Here is a 16,997-nt window from a genome sequence, read left to right as displayed (position 1 = left end):
GGCGTCATACCGCGTTTCAATACTACGCAAGACCACTATAGTAAGGGACTGTCCCATGAGTCATATCGATGACTGAACTGCACCCCGTCAAGTAGACAGTACAAAAAATAAAAGATGGTTAAGCGGCCTTGGTCCTGAATTCATTGGGACTGAGGCCGTTTAGTTTTGCCTGTAACCGTTCGTAATTGTAAAATTGTATGTAATCATCAATGTCTTTTTGGAGTTCTTCAAAGGTCCCGTAGGTATGCAAGTAATACTTCTCACATTTGAGCGTCCCCCAAAAGGATTCCATGGGTCCGTTATCAATGCAACGGCCTACCCGAGACATACTTTGTGTGAGTTTCGCTTCGTCCAACATCTCCTTAAAACGTAAAGAAGTGTACTGGAAACCGCGGTCACTATGAAGCAAGGGACGGCTTGCTGGAGCAGCTTTTAAAGCCAATTCCAGCGTCTTTAAGACCAGCGGATTGTTATTAGAATGTCCTAAGACATAAGCAACAATAGACTTGTCGTGCAGATCCTTAATTGCGCTTAAATAGGCCTTCTTCCCGTTGCCGTACTTGAATTCCGTTACGTCGGTTACCCATTTTTGGTTTGGCATTTCCGCCTCAAATTTACGATTCAGTATATTCTCCGCAACCTGCTGAGGGGTAGAGCCTATGTACTTCTTCCTCTTTTTTCGGGTGACAGACTGGATGCCCTGGAGCTTCATCAGACGGTATACTCGCTTCGCGTTAATATTGCTGTCCATTTGCCTGCGTAAATGCAGCGTTAATTGGCGATACCCAAAGGTTCGCTCCACCTTCTCATAGAGAAGGAGCATGGCCTGTGTAAGTTTCGCATTGTCGGTCTCCCGTGAACTGGGTTTTCGATTCAACCATTTATAGTAGCTGGACCGCGGAATTCCTGCGATTTCACACAAAAGCTGAAGGGAACAGGACTCCTCTTGCCGAACAACTTGAATAGCCAGGTAGATGTTCTCCTGACGAATGTGACTTAACGCCTCCTCCTTTCGAGTTCCTCTAACTTTTTTAGAAAAGCATTCTCCGCACGCAGCCGCGCATTCTCGTACTCTAATTTTTGCATAGCAAGTCTGTGGCGATCTGCCTCCGTGAGTGCTTCAGCTGATTTGGTACGTCCTCTGCCGTCTCGTAGCGCCTCTTCGCCGCTTGCTTCGTATTTCTTTACCCAGCTATATACTTGTTGGTATGAAACGTGAAAACGGCCTGCGGCCTGGGTGTAGTCTTGTCCATTTGCCAGACAATATAGCACGATATCGATCCGTTCCTGCCAAGTGGTTACGCGTCCTTTGGTCATCGCCCTGGTTCCTCCTGAATGAGCAGCGGTTAAGCTGATGCTAAGACCATTATACTTCTTAATCCAGTTGGCGAGTTGGGTTCGACTTGCAATTTTATACTTGTCGATGATTTGATATTGCGATAATCCTCCTTCCAAATAATCATGGACCGCTTGGCGTTTGAGCTCTGCTGAATACTTTTGATTACGGGAACGGACTTCCAGGCCCTCGTAACCGTACAACTGATAACGGCTTCGCCACTTGACCACAGATGTTTTGGATAATCCGTACTTTTGAGCCACAGCTTTTAAACCAAGTTCACCACATTCAATTTCTTGCAGAATATTCAATTTTTCAAGTGCCGTAAACTTCTTTTGTTCCATAAAAACACTCCCCATACAGTAACAGGCTTTTATTATTTCACCTGTCTACTATATGGGGAGCATATCAGACGGGGAAAGTCCCTTATTCGTGTTCACTGTTACATACAAATCATGTTTACGCAAATAAGCTGCCTCCATTGATCACGGGAAGCAGCTTGCAGTTTTCTATCTTTTAAAGCTCTTGATTAGTCCTCGTTCCCTTCCGCTTCAGCTTGGCTGGATTGTGCTTGGCTCTGTGGAGCCATTAGACCTTGAACCGCACCCATGAACGGCTGAATGGACTTGATCATACCATAACCCATCTTCACAACCGGCACGAATTGCTGGATCATGCCAAATAGCCGCATACCGCCGCCCAGCATGCCTCCGAGTGAACCCGCTCCCCCAAGCCCGCCAAAGAGCGAACCCAGCATGGGCATAAAGGATGACACCTGTGCACGTGATGCTGAGCGCGAACGTGTGGATGGTTTGCGCATAACGTTTATCTGTTTACGGCTCTGTGCACGAGTGCCTTTACCCCGTGAACCGGATTTTTGCTTGGAAGAATGAGTTTTTCGCTCGGCTGTTTGGCGAGAAATCGTGCCTCCCCCGGTAAGCACCACACCTCCATTATTCACGTCCGAGATGTAACCGATGTACGTTTCGCCGTTATGGAGAGTCACGCAGACAGGTCGATCCTTATACCGCTTTGCCTTCAGGCGTATTTCATTGGTTTTAGCCATGGAATTTCACCTCGCTCTACTGAATGTACTTCAGTTTACGCGTTGGGTGGACTGCTTGCCTGTGCGAATGGGACATCTATGTGCACATCTAACCATTCAGGTCTTCATCTTCTTCATTTCCTAAATACATAACCGTTTTTTCTCCCTCAACCAATCTAACAATCTGCTTTCGTAATTTTGAAGGAAATAATGGCAGTTGGTTCAACTTATTAATTTCGAGCCACTCATATTCTATCTCGTTTTCGTCCATTGGCAGAATAGAATTTTCATGCTCTATTAAACCTATGTACTCGCACAAAAAAACAAAATCTACACGATGAAGAGCTTCACCGTATACACCTTCAATGACAAATTCCAGTGATAACGGTTCTACATCTATTCCGATTTCTTCCGCAACTTCACGCTTCACAGCATCCGTCAGCGTTTCACCTGCATTCTGGCTCCCACCAGGCAGGATGTAAATGACTTCATCATTATCATCCTGCTTAATTGCAAGCATTTTCCCGTCTTTAATGATCAATGCTTTTGCAGAATTTCTAATCTTTCTCTCCATTGTAATCCCCCATATATCTGTCTCAAGTTGTTGAAGGTTAATTCCGTTTAACTTCACGATTTACATGAAGAATATTTTAACATATACGTCTAAACAAATTCTGAACAATCAGATCAACTCACTCTTTGCGGTCTGAATGAAAGCAGCCATGGATGGTGATATCCACTTCTCCCGATGCCAGAGCATTTGTGCAGAAAAGGATACATCCGATAAATCCCACGGCAGAGCAATCACTTCCCCTTCGCTCAACTCTTTCTTCAAAGCCATTTCAGGTAATAAAGCGATCCCTAGACCAGCCACAACACATTGTTTAATGGCTTCTACACTATGAAACTCCAGCTCTGTCAGAGCATCCGCGCCTTTTTTCAGAAGCGATTGGTCAAATTGAGTACGATATGAACAGTTCTTTTCGGTCAACAAAAAGTGCTGTTTGTGGAAGTCATCAACGATCAATGAGGAACGCGATGCTAACATATGATCGGGAGACACCACCATCTGAAAGGTCTCATCCTTTAAAAACTCCGAATGAAGGTCTTTGGAACCAACAGATTCATCCAATACAAAAACCACATCAGCATGTCCTTCTCTCAGACTGGATTTAAGCTCTTGCCCAGACAACGGACGGAATATTAATCGCACACCAGGATACTCGGCTCGGAAGCGTTTGAACAAGGCCGGAAGAAGATATGCACATAGAACTTCATCTGCTCCGATTACAACCGTTCCCGCCAATTCTCCGTCCTGACTAGATATGTACTTCGCTTCCTCTACATCGTTTAAGATTTTGGTGGCATACGGCAAAAATTGATGGCCTGCATCCGTTAGTATGACCTTTTTGCCTAAACGATCCAACAATTTCACGCCAAGCTCTTCTTCCAGGGATTTGATCTGCATCGTTATGGTAGACGGTACATAACTCAATAATTCAGCAGTTTGATGAAAGCTGCAAGTCGAAGCAAGTGTCCAAAAGGTTTTAGTTGGCGAATTTCCATGAATCAAGCACCTTCTCTGTTCAAAATAAATGAATGATATGTTCGATAACGTTTCGTTGAATTGATGATAGGCCTATTGTAGAGTGAAATCAAGTTGCTACTATATTTTAAAGGAGAATCTATCCATGAACGATTACGAAACATATAACCTTGGAGATATACTACTTCAATCGGGGCAACAGCTCCCTCAAGCTTTTATCGCTTACAAGACCTATGGAACCTTAAATGCCGCGAAGGACAATGTTATTGTCGTTCCAACGTGGTTTGCTGGGCTTCACACAGATAATGAATGGTTAATTGGAGCGGACAAGGCACTGGAACCCAGTCGTTATTTTATCATCGTGCCTAATATGTTGGGTAACGGATTATCGTCCTCTCCCAGCAATACCCCTGCCCCATACGATAAGGAAAACTTCCCTCTCATCTCCATGTATGACAATGTACGTTTTCAACATCAACTGCTTATTCATAAGTTCGGTATCACCAAAATCAGACTCGTTGTGGGCTGGTCTCTGGGAGCCATGCAGGTTTTTCAATGGGGAACAAGTTATCCCGAGATGGTTGAACGTATTGCCCCCTTTGGCGGAACCGCAAGGAGCAGACCGCATACACAACTGGTATTCGAAGCCATGATCGCGGCGTTAACGGCAGATTCGAATTTTAAAAACGGAAGATATGAGCGCCCTCCGGTTGCCGGTCTCGCAGCGATGGGTAGAGTTTATGCTCCATGGGGGTTCTCGCAGGCGTACTATTTGGAGAAATTGTATCAATCCGAAGGTTACGATACCTTGCAATCTTATGTAGAAGATTACTGGGACCAGGTGTTTTTATCCTTTGATGCTAACGACTTAATCACCATGCTTCGTACGGGAATACATGGAGACATTAGCGATAATCCCGTAGATGACTGTAACTTCGAACAGGCGCTAAGCAAGATCACCTCTCCTGCACTCGTTATGCCAGGGTCAAGTGACTTGTTTTTCACACCAGAGGACAGTGCGTATGATGTTCAGCACATGCCGAATGCTGTATTTCAACCTATAGAATCCAAATGGGGACACTGCTTTGGGATCGGAGCTAACGAAGCGGATTCACTCGTTATCGATCGTCATCTAAAGCGATTTTTGGAGACATGAGTAAAAAAAGAATGAGTTAAAAGTAAAAAAAGTGCACAGAACTCGTGGATCTTTTCCCCGCTACGACTCGAAAGTAAAAAAACATACGGAATCTCGTCAATAACCTTTATATCCCCTTCCCCCTTTCTCGTTTAGAATGTTTTCAAGAAAGCGTTATTGAAATAGGACTGATAAGGGGGAAAAGAAATGAACAAGAAAACGAAAACTTTAGTCTTGTCTTTATGCATGTCAACCTTATTACTCGCAGCCTGTAGCAATGGAAGCAACACGGAGAAAGATGCTACTACGGACCCGGATTCCAACGAGGCTGGAACGACAACCATCCACACCGTGACGTCGGAATATTCTTCTGCCAAGTATCCGAAGGGTGATGATATCACAAACAATGTGTGGATTAAGCGCTACAAAGAGAAGTTCAATATTGATGTCAAAACAGACTGGGTCAGCGATGAGTATGATACAAAACTGAATTTGGCTATCGCATCGAACGATCTACCTGACGTCTTCAGGGTTAATCCCTCGCAACTGAGGCAGTTGGTCGAAGCCGATATGGTCATGGATCTTTCCGAGGTTTTTGATCAACACGCTTCCGATCGCCTTAAAGGTTATATGGAAGCGGATGCAGATAGTTACGAGTCTGGAAAGAAGGATGACAAGCTGTACGGGATACCGCAGATGCACTGGGGATTAATTGAACAACCAGACTTCATCTGGATTCGGAACGACTGGAAAGAAGAATTGGGGCTCCAAGATCCAAAATCTGTAGAAGACATCAAGAATATCGCACTGAAATTCATGGATAAGCATGGCGGTTATGGTATAGCCGTAGATCAATCGTTGGATTACCTGAACTTGCTCGCCATTGCGTGGAATGCGCACCCGGATATGTGGATCGAGGATAACAGTGGACAACTCGTGTACGGCTCCGTTCAGCCTGAGATGAAGAATGCGCTGGCTGAGTGGTCAGAATGGTACAAACGAGGCATCATTGATCCGGAATTTGCAATCAAAGATTTCAACGCGATGAACGCGGATATCGTCGCCGGCAAAGTGGGAATGCAACCTTATTACCAATGGTGGGGTTATAATCCGGGTGTCGATACGGTATCCAATCTGGGTAAGGACGCCATCTTCTACCCTTATATCATCCCTACCGTCGATGGAAAGGAAGCAAAACAATCCATTTTCTTCGCCAACAACAATTATATCGTTATGAAAAAGGGATTTAAAAGCCCTGAAGAAGTGATCAAGATTTTGAACGACTATGCTTATATCGTGGATGAAGGTAATGGCAAGGAATCTCCAGAAACGCTATCTGCCTTGCTGGATAACGATATTGCCCATGTTGTCGGTGCGTTCCGTGTACTTAATCCAAATTCGGATTATGAGCAATTTGAAGCTGTGTCAGCTGCCCTTGAATCAAAGGATACCAGTGGACTCACGACTTCGGGAATGTGGCAGAAATATAACAACAGTGTTGAATTTATGGAGAATGCAACCCCAGGAGCGGTCGGTGATTATTTGCAACAAGGTGCTCCAAAGAACGCTTATGGTCTCGCCAAAAAAGTACTCGACAGCGAGAACTATACGAAGACAGCCTTATGGGGTGTTACGCCAGAGATCCTGTCGAGCTATGGAACAACCTTGGATGATATCCTGACCGAAGGCTTCACCAAGATCATTATGGGTAGCGAAAGTATCGATTATTTCGATGTGATTGTCCAGAATTGGCGAGCAGCCGGAGGCGATGACGCAACCCAGGCAGTCAATGACGCATACGGAAAATAATAAGACAGTTGCCAATAAGGGATGGGGATGTTCTCATCTCTTATTGGTAACGGTTACAACTTGATCTCGTCAAGAACGGAGGAATATGAATGCTGAGAAAATGGAAGCAGCAGAGTCCCTACCATCTCATGTTGATCCCAAGTCTGGTCCTGGTCTTCATCTTTAGTTACATCCCTTTCTACGGACTTATTATTGCGTTTCAGAAGTACAATCCGGGCCTCGGGTTCAACTCGCCATGGGTAGGATGGGATAATTTTACGCACATATTTAATCAGCCGAACTTCGTAAGAACGATCTGGAATACACTGTACATGTCTGTCTTCAAAATTATCGGCGGTATTATCGTACCCGTTATTTTCGCGTTACTGCTTAACGAAGTACTACACAGTGGAATCAAACGTACATTCCAAACGCTGGTATACATTCCGAACTTCCTCTCTTGGGTCATTATGGCCGGCATCATGCTGGATATCCTTAGCTCCGACGGCATCATCAATACGTTTCTAGGCGTATTCGGTATTGCACCGATCTCCTTTCTTGGCACACCCTCTATTTTTCCTTGGACGATGATTGTGAGTGACATATGGAAGGGCTTCGGGTTTGGTACAGTGGTATACCTGGCAGCCTTAACCAGCATTGATCCGGGGCTGTACGAGGCTGCAGTGATTGACGGAGCAAAACGGTGGAAGCAGACCATCTACATTACGTTGCCCCTTCTCATGCCAACCATTGTCTTAATGACCGTATTGTCACTTGGAAACGTACTCAATGCTGGCTTTGACCAGATCTATAATCTCTACTCCCCTGTCGTCTATCAGACCGGTGATATTATTGATACCTATGTATATCGGTTGGGAATTCAGCAGGCCCAGTATTCAATTGGTACCGCTGTTGGATTATTCAAATCCATCATTTCCAGTGTTCTGGTTGCCGTATCGTACATCCTGGCCTACAGGGTGGCTGGCTATCGCATCTTCTAAGAAGGAGGAACTCACCGTATGATCCATGATAAAAGTATGAGCAGGCGTGTGTTTCTAATCATAAACTACATCATATTACTACTGATTTCTCTGCTCTGTATTCTGCCGTTTATCAACCTGCTGGCAGTATCATTCAGTAGCAGTTCAGCTGTATCTGCAGGCAGTGTTACGTTCTGGCCTGTCGAATTCACGACAAAGGCTTATGAATTTGCATTAACTGGAGGGTCATTTTTTTCCTCTCTCTGGGTTGCCATACAACGAACCGTTATCGGGACATTGGTGAATCTGGTTTTGATCGTGCTCACGGCTTATCCCCTATCCAAATCAAAACAAAAATTGATGGGGCGTAATATTTATATGGGATATTTTATTGTGACCATGTTATTTAGCGGAGGATTAATTCCAACGTATCTCGTTGTCGTCAAAATGGGACTGATTGATTCCATATGGTCTCTGATCCTGCCTGGGGCTCTCCCCGTATTCAGTATGATTATTCTAATGAATTTCATTAGGGGTTTGCCAGAGGAAATTGAAGAATCAGCAATCATCGACGGGGCTGGGCCAGTACAGGTATTGCTTCGTATTCTACTCCCGCTTCTCAAACCCGCTCTGGCAACGGTTGGTCTGTTTAGCATCGTTGCCCACTGGAATTCATGGTTCGATGGCATTATCTATATGAACAATCCAGCCAATTATCCATTGCAAAGCTACCTACAGACGCTTCTGCAGAGCTTTGAGCAAATCATGCTGAAATCCGGATCAGATTATACGCAGCTGTTATCCATGATGAACGCCAGAACGGGACGTGCCGCTCAAATGTTCTTGGGTGCCATTCCGATTCTGCTCGTGTATCCATTCTTACAGAAATATTTCACCAAGGGTTTGGTGCTAGGTAGCGTCAAAGGGTAACCAAAAGGGCTTGCAGTTTATACTGTAAGCCCTTTTGGTTTATATCTAAACTTATTTTTGGGATCGCTGTACCGCGCTATGACATGCATGAATGAATATATGGATGACTATTTCGCTTCTATGATGGCAGGTAGCAGAATGGAGAAAATGGTACCTTCATCTATTTTACTCGCCACTTGTATTCCATAGGGTTTACCAAAATGAAGTTGAATCCGCCGCTGCACGTTATGCAATCCAATCCCATTCGTTCCTGTACTGGCACCGGACTTTTCTTCCATCAAGTTCTGCATCGTATGATGATCCATTCCGACGCCATTGTCGCAGACTTCGATCACAACTTCATCCAGCTGTGATTGAATCCGAATGGTGATGATTCCGTCTTCTTCCAGTTCGGCCAGACCATGAAAAATCGCATTCTCCACAATGGGCTGCAGGATCATTTTGGGCATGCGATAATCCAGCAATTTATCCTCAACCTCATATCTCATCTGAATACAACCATAGTATCTGACATTCTGAATCGTTACGTAATTCGCTATATTATCGAGTTCTTCACGAATGGTTACGAGGGTTCCATCGGATTTTGTTGCATAGCGGAGCATCGAGATTAGTGCATCGGTCATTTCCACGATTTTATCAGCCTGCTGCATCGAGGCGATCCATTTCACCGACCCAAGGGTGTTATACAGAAAATGAGGTTTGATCTGGTCATGGAGCGCACGCATCTCGGCCTTGGCTTTCTCTATTTCTTCCTGCTGCATCCGTTCGACCATTCGCTTCAATTCATGCGACATCCTGTTGAACCGGTTGGATAAGTGTCCAATCTCGTCTCTTGAGCGGATATGTTCAACTTGTTCGAACTGGCCTTTCTCGACCAGAGCGATATTCCGGAGCAGTTTCTTAATCGGAGTTGTGATGACATGAGATAGAAATATGGATATGACGGCAGCAAAAAGAACCATGACAATGGCCAGCGTCACGAGATTACGGCCCAATATTTTGCCATCGGCAGTCAACTCAACCAGTGGCATATACAAATACGTTGTCCATTTTTGCTGACTAAGCGGGCTGGTCACCACGACATTCAATGATTCGGGTGGACGAACGTTGTCCCGGAACAGTGTACCAATTAATCGGTCGTTCACGTTATATACGATCTTGTCATTTTCATCGACAATCATGAATCTGGAGCGGAGCCCTTCCTGTAAGTTGCGATTGACGATTTCGATGAATTTGATATCAATACTGACAACGATCACACCAAGCAGTTCCCCGCTAGCCACATCATGAATTTTGCGTGCGTGTGACACCGCCAGTATTTTATTCTCCAATTGCTCATCAATTCGCGTTGTGAGCGTAATGGTACGATCATTTTCGTGCATGAACTTTTTGAACCACAATTCGTTCGCCACTTTGAAGTCTGGGTCAATGGGCTGGTGTGGGCTGACGAACAGATCCTGTCCCCCGTTCATATTGTAGAGGTAGATGGAAAATACGCGGTCTTTCATCATGATATAATTCATCAATATATTGTATGCGGCAATCTCATTTTGTTCGTTACCCTCTCGCAGGAAATCCTGGATCGGAAAACTTCCTTCATGGGTCGCAGATAGATTGTTGCTAAGGCCATTGCTGGCTAACAGCGTGATTTTCTCAATCTCCTTCAAAAATTCGTCAATACGAATATTCGTCTGCTTGGCCAGATCGCTTAACAACGTTGTATAGTTCTGTGCCAATAACCGCTCTGAAGAGTAGTACGAATTGATTGTCATTACAAATACCGGAAGGATAATCACCGTCATACAGATCACCATAATTTTGTGTTTGATTTGGAAGGGCTGGACAAGCTTCATATGCTGCACCTCTATTCACCGATTACACTCATGCCTGCTGTAGTTCTCGATATTCCTCCGGAGTGACGCCTACCGATTTTTTGAAAATCTTACTGAAGTACGTGTAATTATGGTAGCCCACCTTTTCTGCAATTTCATACACTCTCAGTCCTTTGCTCAATAGATAAGACTTCGCATGTTCAATCCGAACACGAGTCAAGTACGTGATAAAGTTCTCTCCTTTTTCCTGCTTAAACAATCGGCTGAGATAAGAAGGGTTGACATTGATTTGGCTAGCGATACTTTGCAGTGAGATATCTTCCGCATAATACTTGTCGATCAACTCGATGGCGAGGTCGGCGTAGGTACTTTCCTGGTTCATTTCGGAATCGGTTTGGAAGTAATGCGCAATATGAGCAAGCATATCCTGATGGATGTCATCCCAATACTCTCCCTTCAGAACGGTTTCATAGGGCGATTTCTTTGTAAAAGAAGGCGTACCTCTTTCCGCAGCTCGTGACAGATGGGAGTGTATCGTTTCCATTACCATGATATATTGCTTACGAATGCTATTCTCATCCGCCCGCTTGGCTTCCAGATCCGAGCGAATTCCTTCAAGGAACTCCTCCGCCTTTTGGTTGTCTTTGCTTACCCACAACTTCATAAAATCTCGTTCTTGTTGTGGACTCAGAACGCCCTTAACTTCATTTCGATCTGGGGATTGAATCATGTCCTCGTAATACAATACCTGGTTGCTGCCTTTGAAAAAACCTTGTTGCAGAGCCATTTCTGCCTCTTGGCAAGCCTTTCTAATGTAAGAGAAATTGGGAACGATTGTACTCACACCAGCCGTGAGCGATAGATTCATAAAATCCTTGATGGAAGAGAGCAATTTGTTACACAGTTTGTTCAAGTCGGCGTGTACAGATTGGCTCTCAGGAAGTACATTGACGATAACCCAGTATTCAGAAGAACTTTCAACAAAGATCTCTTTCTCCCATTTCGAAGGAATAATCTCTTCCATAATATTAAGAATCGAAAATCGGAGCAGCTTTTCCCCCTTCTCTACATATTTCCGCTTCGCATCCTCGTAATAGTTCACGATGAACTTGATGACGACCAACTGGTCTGATCGTATACGGAAATGCAGTTCCTCCGCTTTGGCAACGATATCCTTCTCACCAATGAATCCGCTTACAATATCTTGGAAGAAGCTATCCTTTAGATGTCTTAGGGTCTTGGAATAATCCTGTGCCATAGAGGGTGTGTTGGTCGGGCGAATATGTTCGCTTTGCAGTTTCTGTCCCACGGTGCTCAGGAGCTCGATAAGGGCGGTTTCTGTAATCTCGCTTTTAATCAAGTAGTCTGAAGCGCCAAGTTTCAGTGCCTCTTTCACATAATGAAATTCGTCAAAATTACTCAGGATGACATACTTACAGGTGTTCAGTACGCACGAGGCCTCCTGTATCAGTTGTAGCCCATTCATAATTGGCATCTTGATATCCGTAATAATTAGATCAGGCATCACTTCAAGCGCAAGACTCAATGCCTCTTTTCCATTTCCCGCTTCACCAACAACATAGAAATTGTACTCTTCCCAATTCAGCATCGAACGAATTCCAACCCGCATGAGTAATTCATCATCTACGATCATCAGTTTATACATGCGCATCCCCCAACATGAACCATTTTAGATATTTTACCATTAAACGAACCATTGCAAAGATGTCTAGCGAACCTTCTTGAATTGCAGGTCTCATAAATATCACTTTTATAGAACGTATGTTCCTGTTATAATCAGATTTGATCGGACACTCAGGAAAAAGCCGCTTGCCAAGAAAAATAAAGCGTCTGAATCAATAGTGATCGCTTAGACTCAATTCCAATCACATTATGATTAATGAGATGTTCCCTTTTTATGGTACCTTCACAAGTATAAAAGATTAAAATTTTCATCAGACAGGCTAACTGGGTAGCGTACATTTCAGTTTGCATCTTTACCGTTCTACCAAACAGTTTAGCGACTCTCTATACTCTTATCCTTCAATACAAAAGATAAAAGCTTGCTCCACATAGGAACAAGCTTTTATCCATGTCAGTTGTAATTTATTGCAAGAAAGATTTTAATCACCGTTTAGTATCTCTCTGATTCCTTAAATATCATATAACGATGGACGCCTCTGACGGCACGCATTGCTTCTTGAGCTTGCTGAATCGCAATTTCGCGGTGACCCGATTTTAGTTCGATCGCTGCAAGAAGCATGGATCTCATCCAAAGCTTACTAATGGATTTCAGGTGCTCCCTCGCCTGATCACTTCTTCCTTCTTCCATAAGCAAATACGTTTCATAATATGTACGATAATCCGATCTACGCATATTCTGCACCGCAGTACGAACCCGCTACCAAGTCATTGCGATAGATGCCGTAAGCTGCATTGTAGACTGCTTGTGTCCTTTTATTCGTGTCTTCTTTTCTGATGCGCTCTATTGTGCGTTCCAATTCATCATCAAGTCTGTTTGCGAGAACGTAATAGATATAAAGCCTTGGATTATTTTCCTGTCTGCGTAAAAAAGCCTCGACGCGGTCCATGCGTGTTTCCCAACCCAGAGGATAGAAAATACGAATGGTAAACATAATCAGAGTAGCGGAGAGGACGACCCCAAGTATCAAAAACAGAGATTGGTCATTCATCTTCATGTACACAACAAACAAAAATACGGCCAAATAAAAAACAATATCCCACTTATATTTTCCCATCATCCATCTCCTTTATAGACATAAAAATACTATTATATCAAAAACAAACCCCAAGGAGCATATGTAGCGCATCCTTTGGGGTTTATGAGATTAGATTGACAGGGTTTTGATTCAGTAAGCTAGATTCTCACACCCCGACGTCTCCAATCATTTGTCGTTCTATTTGCTTCATTTCATAAAAATAACCTTTTTGCTCCATTAACTCGGAGAAGGAACCCGATTCTATGATCTTGCCTTGGTCCATGACAACAATCCGATCCATCTCTTCCAATCCGGTCAGCCGGTGACAGATCAGGAGAACTGTATCTTCGGCCGCTTGTGCAAGAAGATGCTGGAGCACATGTTTCTCTGTGACGTAATCCAGTGAAGAAGTCGGTTCGTCCAGAAGCCATAACCGTCCTTTGCGCAGCATGGCCCGTGCGAGAGCCAGCCGCTGCTTCTCGCCATCCGACAGGTTCTCCCCTTTTTCATATACCATATCAGTCAATGATTTATTGGGCAGTTGTACTTTATCCAGCACAGCCGACAATTGTTCCTCCGAATGATCTTCTCCGTTCAGCAGCAGATTATCTCGGATGGTTCCCCGGAAGAAATGACTTTGTTGTAACACCACATTCGCGTTTTGCCAAATACTCTCTTCATGTAGTTCCTTCACCGGAACATCGTTTAAGCGTATATCGCCAGACGTTGGTACACACAACTTGAGTAGCAAATCGATTATCGTTGACTTGCCTGAACCGCTTGGCCCGACTATTGCTGTTTTGGTGCCTGCTGCAAGTTGCAGGGATAATTCCCTCAGCGCGGGTCTCCATTCCCCTTCATATTGAAAGCTAACACCGGATAGTTCAATCGAAACCGCCTGGTCGGCAGACATTTCACCACTTGGCTGCACAGATTGTACATCGGAGGCGGGCACCGTTTCCGTCAGTCGCTTGGCTGCATGTTCGCTATCCTGTTTATAAAAGGGTAACGTAGCCATTGCCGCAGCTTCTTCGAACACGGTCTGCGTTGCCAGGATCAGCATGGCGAGGAATACACCGGCAAACGCTCCATTCACAATTAAGAAGGCGCTCAGTGCCAGCACACCCCATGTAACGAGATACGTTACAAAAACGTGCATGGATTGCCCGCGCAGCAAGTGCGAAGCGGCTTGCTTCTGTTCCGTTGCCAATGCAGCTGAAGCCTGCTGAAGCTGCTGCTCGCGCTGTTCCAATTGACCGTATACTTTCAAATCCCTGAAACCATACAACACTTCAGTTACTTCCGTGGACAGCATGGCCCGTTGCTGACGAACACGTCCATGTATTTTTCGCTGGCCGAGCAAGACAATTCCAGGTACACCAAATGCCGTAATGAGCATCCCTAATACTAGCAAGCCCGCAATCCAGATTGAAAAGGCCGACGTGAACAGCATGGTAGCCAAAAACACCATCACGACAATGATCGGTGGGTATGCGACGCGCAAAAAGTAATTTTGTAAGCTTTCCACATCACCCACGATCCGCGCAAGCAGATCCCCGCTTCGGTTTTTGTTCAAGATACCCGGCGTTACCGGAATCAGTTTGGCAAAAAAGGATGTCCGCAAACGGCTCAACATGGAGAACGTTGCCCTGTGGGAATACAAACGTTCTCCGTAGCGGCTCGCCGCTCGAAGGAAACCCAGCAGTTTGACCATGGAAGTGAGTACAATTAAGGTGTACAGCGGTGGTGCAAATACCGTTTGCGATATCATGTAGCCACTCGCGGAAAAGAGAGCTACACCTGCTATGCCGGCGATAAATCCGCCCAATATCGAAAGCAAAATATCTTTGCGCTCTTGAATCATCGCCTTTGACAGAATCGTCAGCTCATTCATGCTATTCCTCCTTTCCGCTCTACATCCACCATCTCCGCATACTGAGGCAGGCGCGCCAGAAGCGCTTCATGATCTCCCGACTCCACCAATACCCCATCCTCCATGAACAAAATGTTGTCCGCATGTTGAATCGTGTATAATCGGTGAGCTACCGTAATCATCGTCGCCGTTTTGCCCAACGCTGCAATGGATCGTTGCAGTACCCGCTCGGTGTGCAGATCCAGCCCAACCGTGGGTTCGTCGAACAGAATGACGGCCGGTCGCTTCAGAAAAGCACGTGCCAAAGCAAGCCTTTGCTTTTCCCCACCAGATAGCCCTCTGCCACCTTCACCAACAAACGTGTCTAATCCCTGCTGCAATTGAGCGACAACGCCAGCAAGACCTGCTTCCTCTGCCGCCTGTTCAATTTCAACTCTGGAGACGTTTCGACCCGCGCCTATCGCAATATTTTCAGCAAATGTACCTGCAAAAATATACGGATGCTGTGTAATGTAGCTAACACGCTCGAACCATGCAGCCTCATCGTATGACGAAAGCTGGCTTCCGTTAACCAAAACCGCTCCCGAATCAGGTTTCAGCAAACCGGCAATGAGATGAAGCAGCGTTGTTTTACCTGAACCACTTTTGCCTACAATAGCGATCTGTTCTCCCGGTCCAAGCGAGATCTGGCCTGTCTCAAGTCCAAAGGAATCAGGTGCATACTGGAACCGGACATGATCCAGTTCAATGGTTGGTGGCATTGGAATCAACTCCGTACGAGGGGCATGTACCCCAGTCTGCTGCACCATTAGATCATTAGTATCACGGGTATGTGTAGCCTTCTCAGCGTTCTCATGTTCAGTTGGCATACTTGTGACACTTGTGTCCGCAAGCATCTGTTCCACCTTGCGAATCGCTCCCATACTGGTACGACCGCTGTGAAAAGCCGTTCCCGTATTCTTTAACAGACTGTAGAACTCGGGGACAAGCAACAACACGAGAAAGGCCGTGTGGAAGGTCATCGATTTGAAAACAAGTAACTGGATGGCAAGTTCGAGCGCAACAATACCGATACTTAACATCACGATCGATTCCAGCATAAACGTATTTGTAAATGCAATCTTCAAAATGCCCATCGTGGCATCACGATAACCCAGACTACTGCGTTCAATCTCCTGTTGCTGACGTTTAGCCCGTCCGAATATTTTTAACGTAACCAGCCCTTGAAGTGAATCCAAGAATGTACCGGAAAACTCGGCCAGCTGCGCGTATTTCTCTTCTGATTTGTTCTTCGTCTGGAGTCCCACCAAAATCATGAACAGTGGGATAAACGGTGCCGTAAACAGCATAATGTATCCTGTGTTGGCGTGCTGCGTAAACGTAACAACCAGTATCAGTATCGGGATCATCGCGGCTTCCATCATTCGAGGCATATATTGACTGAAATAACTGTCAGCCTCATCTACAGCATCGAGAGCAATGCTGACCTTTCCTCCCGTCTGTCCACTCAGGGTTGAAGGCATGGAAGCGCGGGTTAGGTTCTGCAACACAGATGCTCGCATATTCGTCTTGGCCCGGGCGGCCATATGCAAGCCCACTTTCCCGTTACCATACGACAACAGTACACGTACAGCCATGACAGCCAGCAATAGGCCCAGTAAGAGAAACACGGATGAAAAGGAAGCTTTCTCTACAAAGATTCGCTGGACTGCTTCAGCCACCAATGTGGCCTGGCTTACAATAGCTACACCAAGGGCCAGCGAAATCATCGCAAGGAAAAGCCTGTTTTTTCGTTGTAAAGACATTTGCTGA

The 16,997-nt window shown here is 45.1% G+C and carries 14 protein-coding genes; 4 read left to right on the top strand and 10 right to left on the bottom strand.

Annotated features, from left to right (window positions below):
• Nucleotides 1–118 precede the first annotated feature (118 nt).
• The 4 genes from M1D71_RS13760 to M1D71_RS13745 form a co-directional block, all read right to left on the bottom strand.
• Nucleotides 119–1,680, bottom strand: a protein-coding gene (locus M1D71_RS13760) for an IS3 family transposase (RefSeq protein WP_458125752.1) whose coding sequence is annotated in 2 segments (ribosomal slippage) — nucleotides 119–1,044 and nucleotides 1,044–1,680 — 1,563 coding nt in all. Because the reading frame shifts where the segments join, the coding sequence is not laid out codon by codon here.
• A gap of 185 nt (nucleotides 1,681–1,865) precedes the next feature.
• Nucleotides 1,866–2,402, bottom strand: coding sequence for a hypothetical protein (locus M1D71_RS13755; RefSeq protein WP_458126921.1), 537 nt, complete (start codon nucleotides 2,400–2,402; stop codon nucleotides 1,866–1,868).
• An 88-nt stretch (nucleotides 2,403–2,490) separates the two neighbouring features.
• Nucleotides 2,491–2,955, bottom strand: a complete 465-nt coding sequence (locus M1D71_RS13750) for an NUDIX domain-containing protein (RefSeq protein ID WP_458126920.1) — start codon at nucleotides 2,953–2,955, stop codon at nucleotides 2,491–2,493.
• A 108-nt stretch (nucleotides 2,956–3,063) separates the two neighbouring features.
• Nucleotides 3,064–3,954 (bottom strand): LysR family transcriptional regulator, encoded by an 891-nt coding sequence (locus tag M1D71_RS13745; RefSeq protein WP_458126919.1) that lies wholly within the window; start codon nucleotides 3,952–3,954, stop codon nucleotides 3,064–3,066.
• Nucleotides 3,955–4,072: 118 nt separating this feature from the next.
• Between M1D71_RS13745 and M1D71_RS13740 the strand changes: the two genes are divergently transcribed.
• The 4 genes from M1D71_RS13740 (at nucleotide 4,073) to M1D71_RS13725 (ending at nucleotide 8,760) form a co-directional block, all read left to right on the top strand.
• Complete coding sequence (locus M1D71_RS13740; RefSeq protein WP_458126918.1) at nucleotides 4,073–5,083, top strand: alpha/beta fold hydrolase; 1,011 nt, start codon at nucleotides 4,073–4,075, stop codon at nucleotides 5,081–5,083.
• 186 nt (nucleotides 5,084–5,269) lie between these two features.
• Nucleotides 5,270–6,871 carry a hypothetical protein gene (locus M1D71_RS13735; protein WP_458126917.1) on the top strand — a complete coding sequence of 534 codons (1,602 nt, stop codon included), beginning with the start codon at nucleotides 5,270–5,272 and terminating at the stop codon, nucleotides 6,869–6,871.
• A gap of 89 nt (nucleotides 6,872–6,960) precedes the next feature.
• Complete coding sequence (locus M1D71_RS13730; RefSeq protein ID WP_145326031.1) at nucleotides 6,961–7,851, top strand: ABC transporter permease; 891 nt, start codon at nucleotides 6,961–6,963, stop codon at nucleotides 7,849–7,851.
• 18 nt (nucleotides 7,852–7,869) lie between these two features.
• Nucleotides 7,870–8,760, top strand: coding sequence for a carbohydrate ABC transporter permease (locus M1D71_RS13725; RefSeq protein ID WP_458126916.1), 891 nt, complete (start codon nucleotides 7,870–7,872; stop codon nucleotides 8,758–8,760).
• A 107-nt stretch (nucleotides 8,761–8,867) separates the two neighbouring features.
• Here the strand turns inward: M1D71_RS13725 and M1D71_RS13720 are convergent, their stop codons facing one another.
• From M1D71_RS13720 to cydD, 6 genes are all read right to left on the bottom strand, one after another.
• Nucleotides 8,868–10,613 carry a cache domain-containing sensor histidine kinase gene (locus M1D71_RS13720; RefSeq protein ID WP_458126915.1) on the bottom strand — a complete coding sequence of 582 codons (1,746 nt, stop codon included), beginning with the start codon at nucleotides 10,611–10,613 and terminating at the stop codon, nucleotides 8,868–8,870.
• A gap of 28 nt (nucleotides 10,614–10,641) precedes the next feature.
• Nucleotides 10,642–12,258, bottom strand: a complete 1,617-nt coding sequence (locus M1D71_RS13715) for a helix-turn-helix domain-containing protein (RefSeq protein ID WP_458126914.1) — start codon at nucleotides 12,256–12,258, stop codon at nucleotides 10,642–10,644.
• A gap of 468 nt (nucleotides 12,259–12,726) precedes the next feature.
• Complete coding sequence (locus M1D71_RS13710) at nucleotides 12,727–12,978, bottom strand: hypothetical protein (protein ID WP_458126913.1); 252 nt, start codon at nucleotides 12,976–12,978, stop codon at nucleotides 12,727–12,729.
• Complete coding sequence (locus tag M1D71_RS13705; RefSeq protein WP_458126912.1) at nucleotides 12,962–13,351, bottom strand: hypothetical protein; 390 nt, start codon at nucleotides 13,349–13,351, stop codon at nucleotides 12,962–12,964. The genes M1D71_RS13710 and M1D71_RS13705 overlap by 17 nt, the downstream gene beginning before the upstream one ends.
• Before the next feature lie 127 nt (nucleotides 13,352–13,478).
• Entirely contained in the window at nucleotides 13,479–15,206 is a 1,728-nt protein-coding gene (gene cydC / locus M1D71_RS13700) for a thiol reductant ABC exporter subunit CydC (RefSeq protein ID WP_458126911.1), read from the bottom strand.
• Entirely contained in the window at nucleotides 15,203–16,990 is a 1,788-nt protein-coding gene (cydD, locus tag M1D71_RS13695) for a thiol reductant ABC exporter subunit CydD (RefSeq protein ID WP_458127239.1), read from the bottom strand. Before cydD ends, cydC begins: the two co-directional genes overlap by 4 nt.
• Nucleotides 16,991–16,997: the final 7 nt, after the last annotated feature.

The sequence above is a fragment of the Paenibacillus sp. Z3-2 genome, from assembly GCF_054161325.1.
This window is presented reverse-complemented; position numbering and strand designations above follow the sequence as displayed.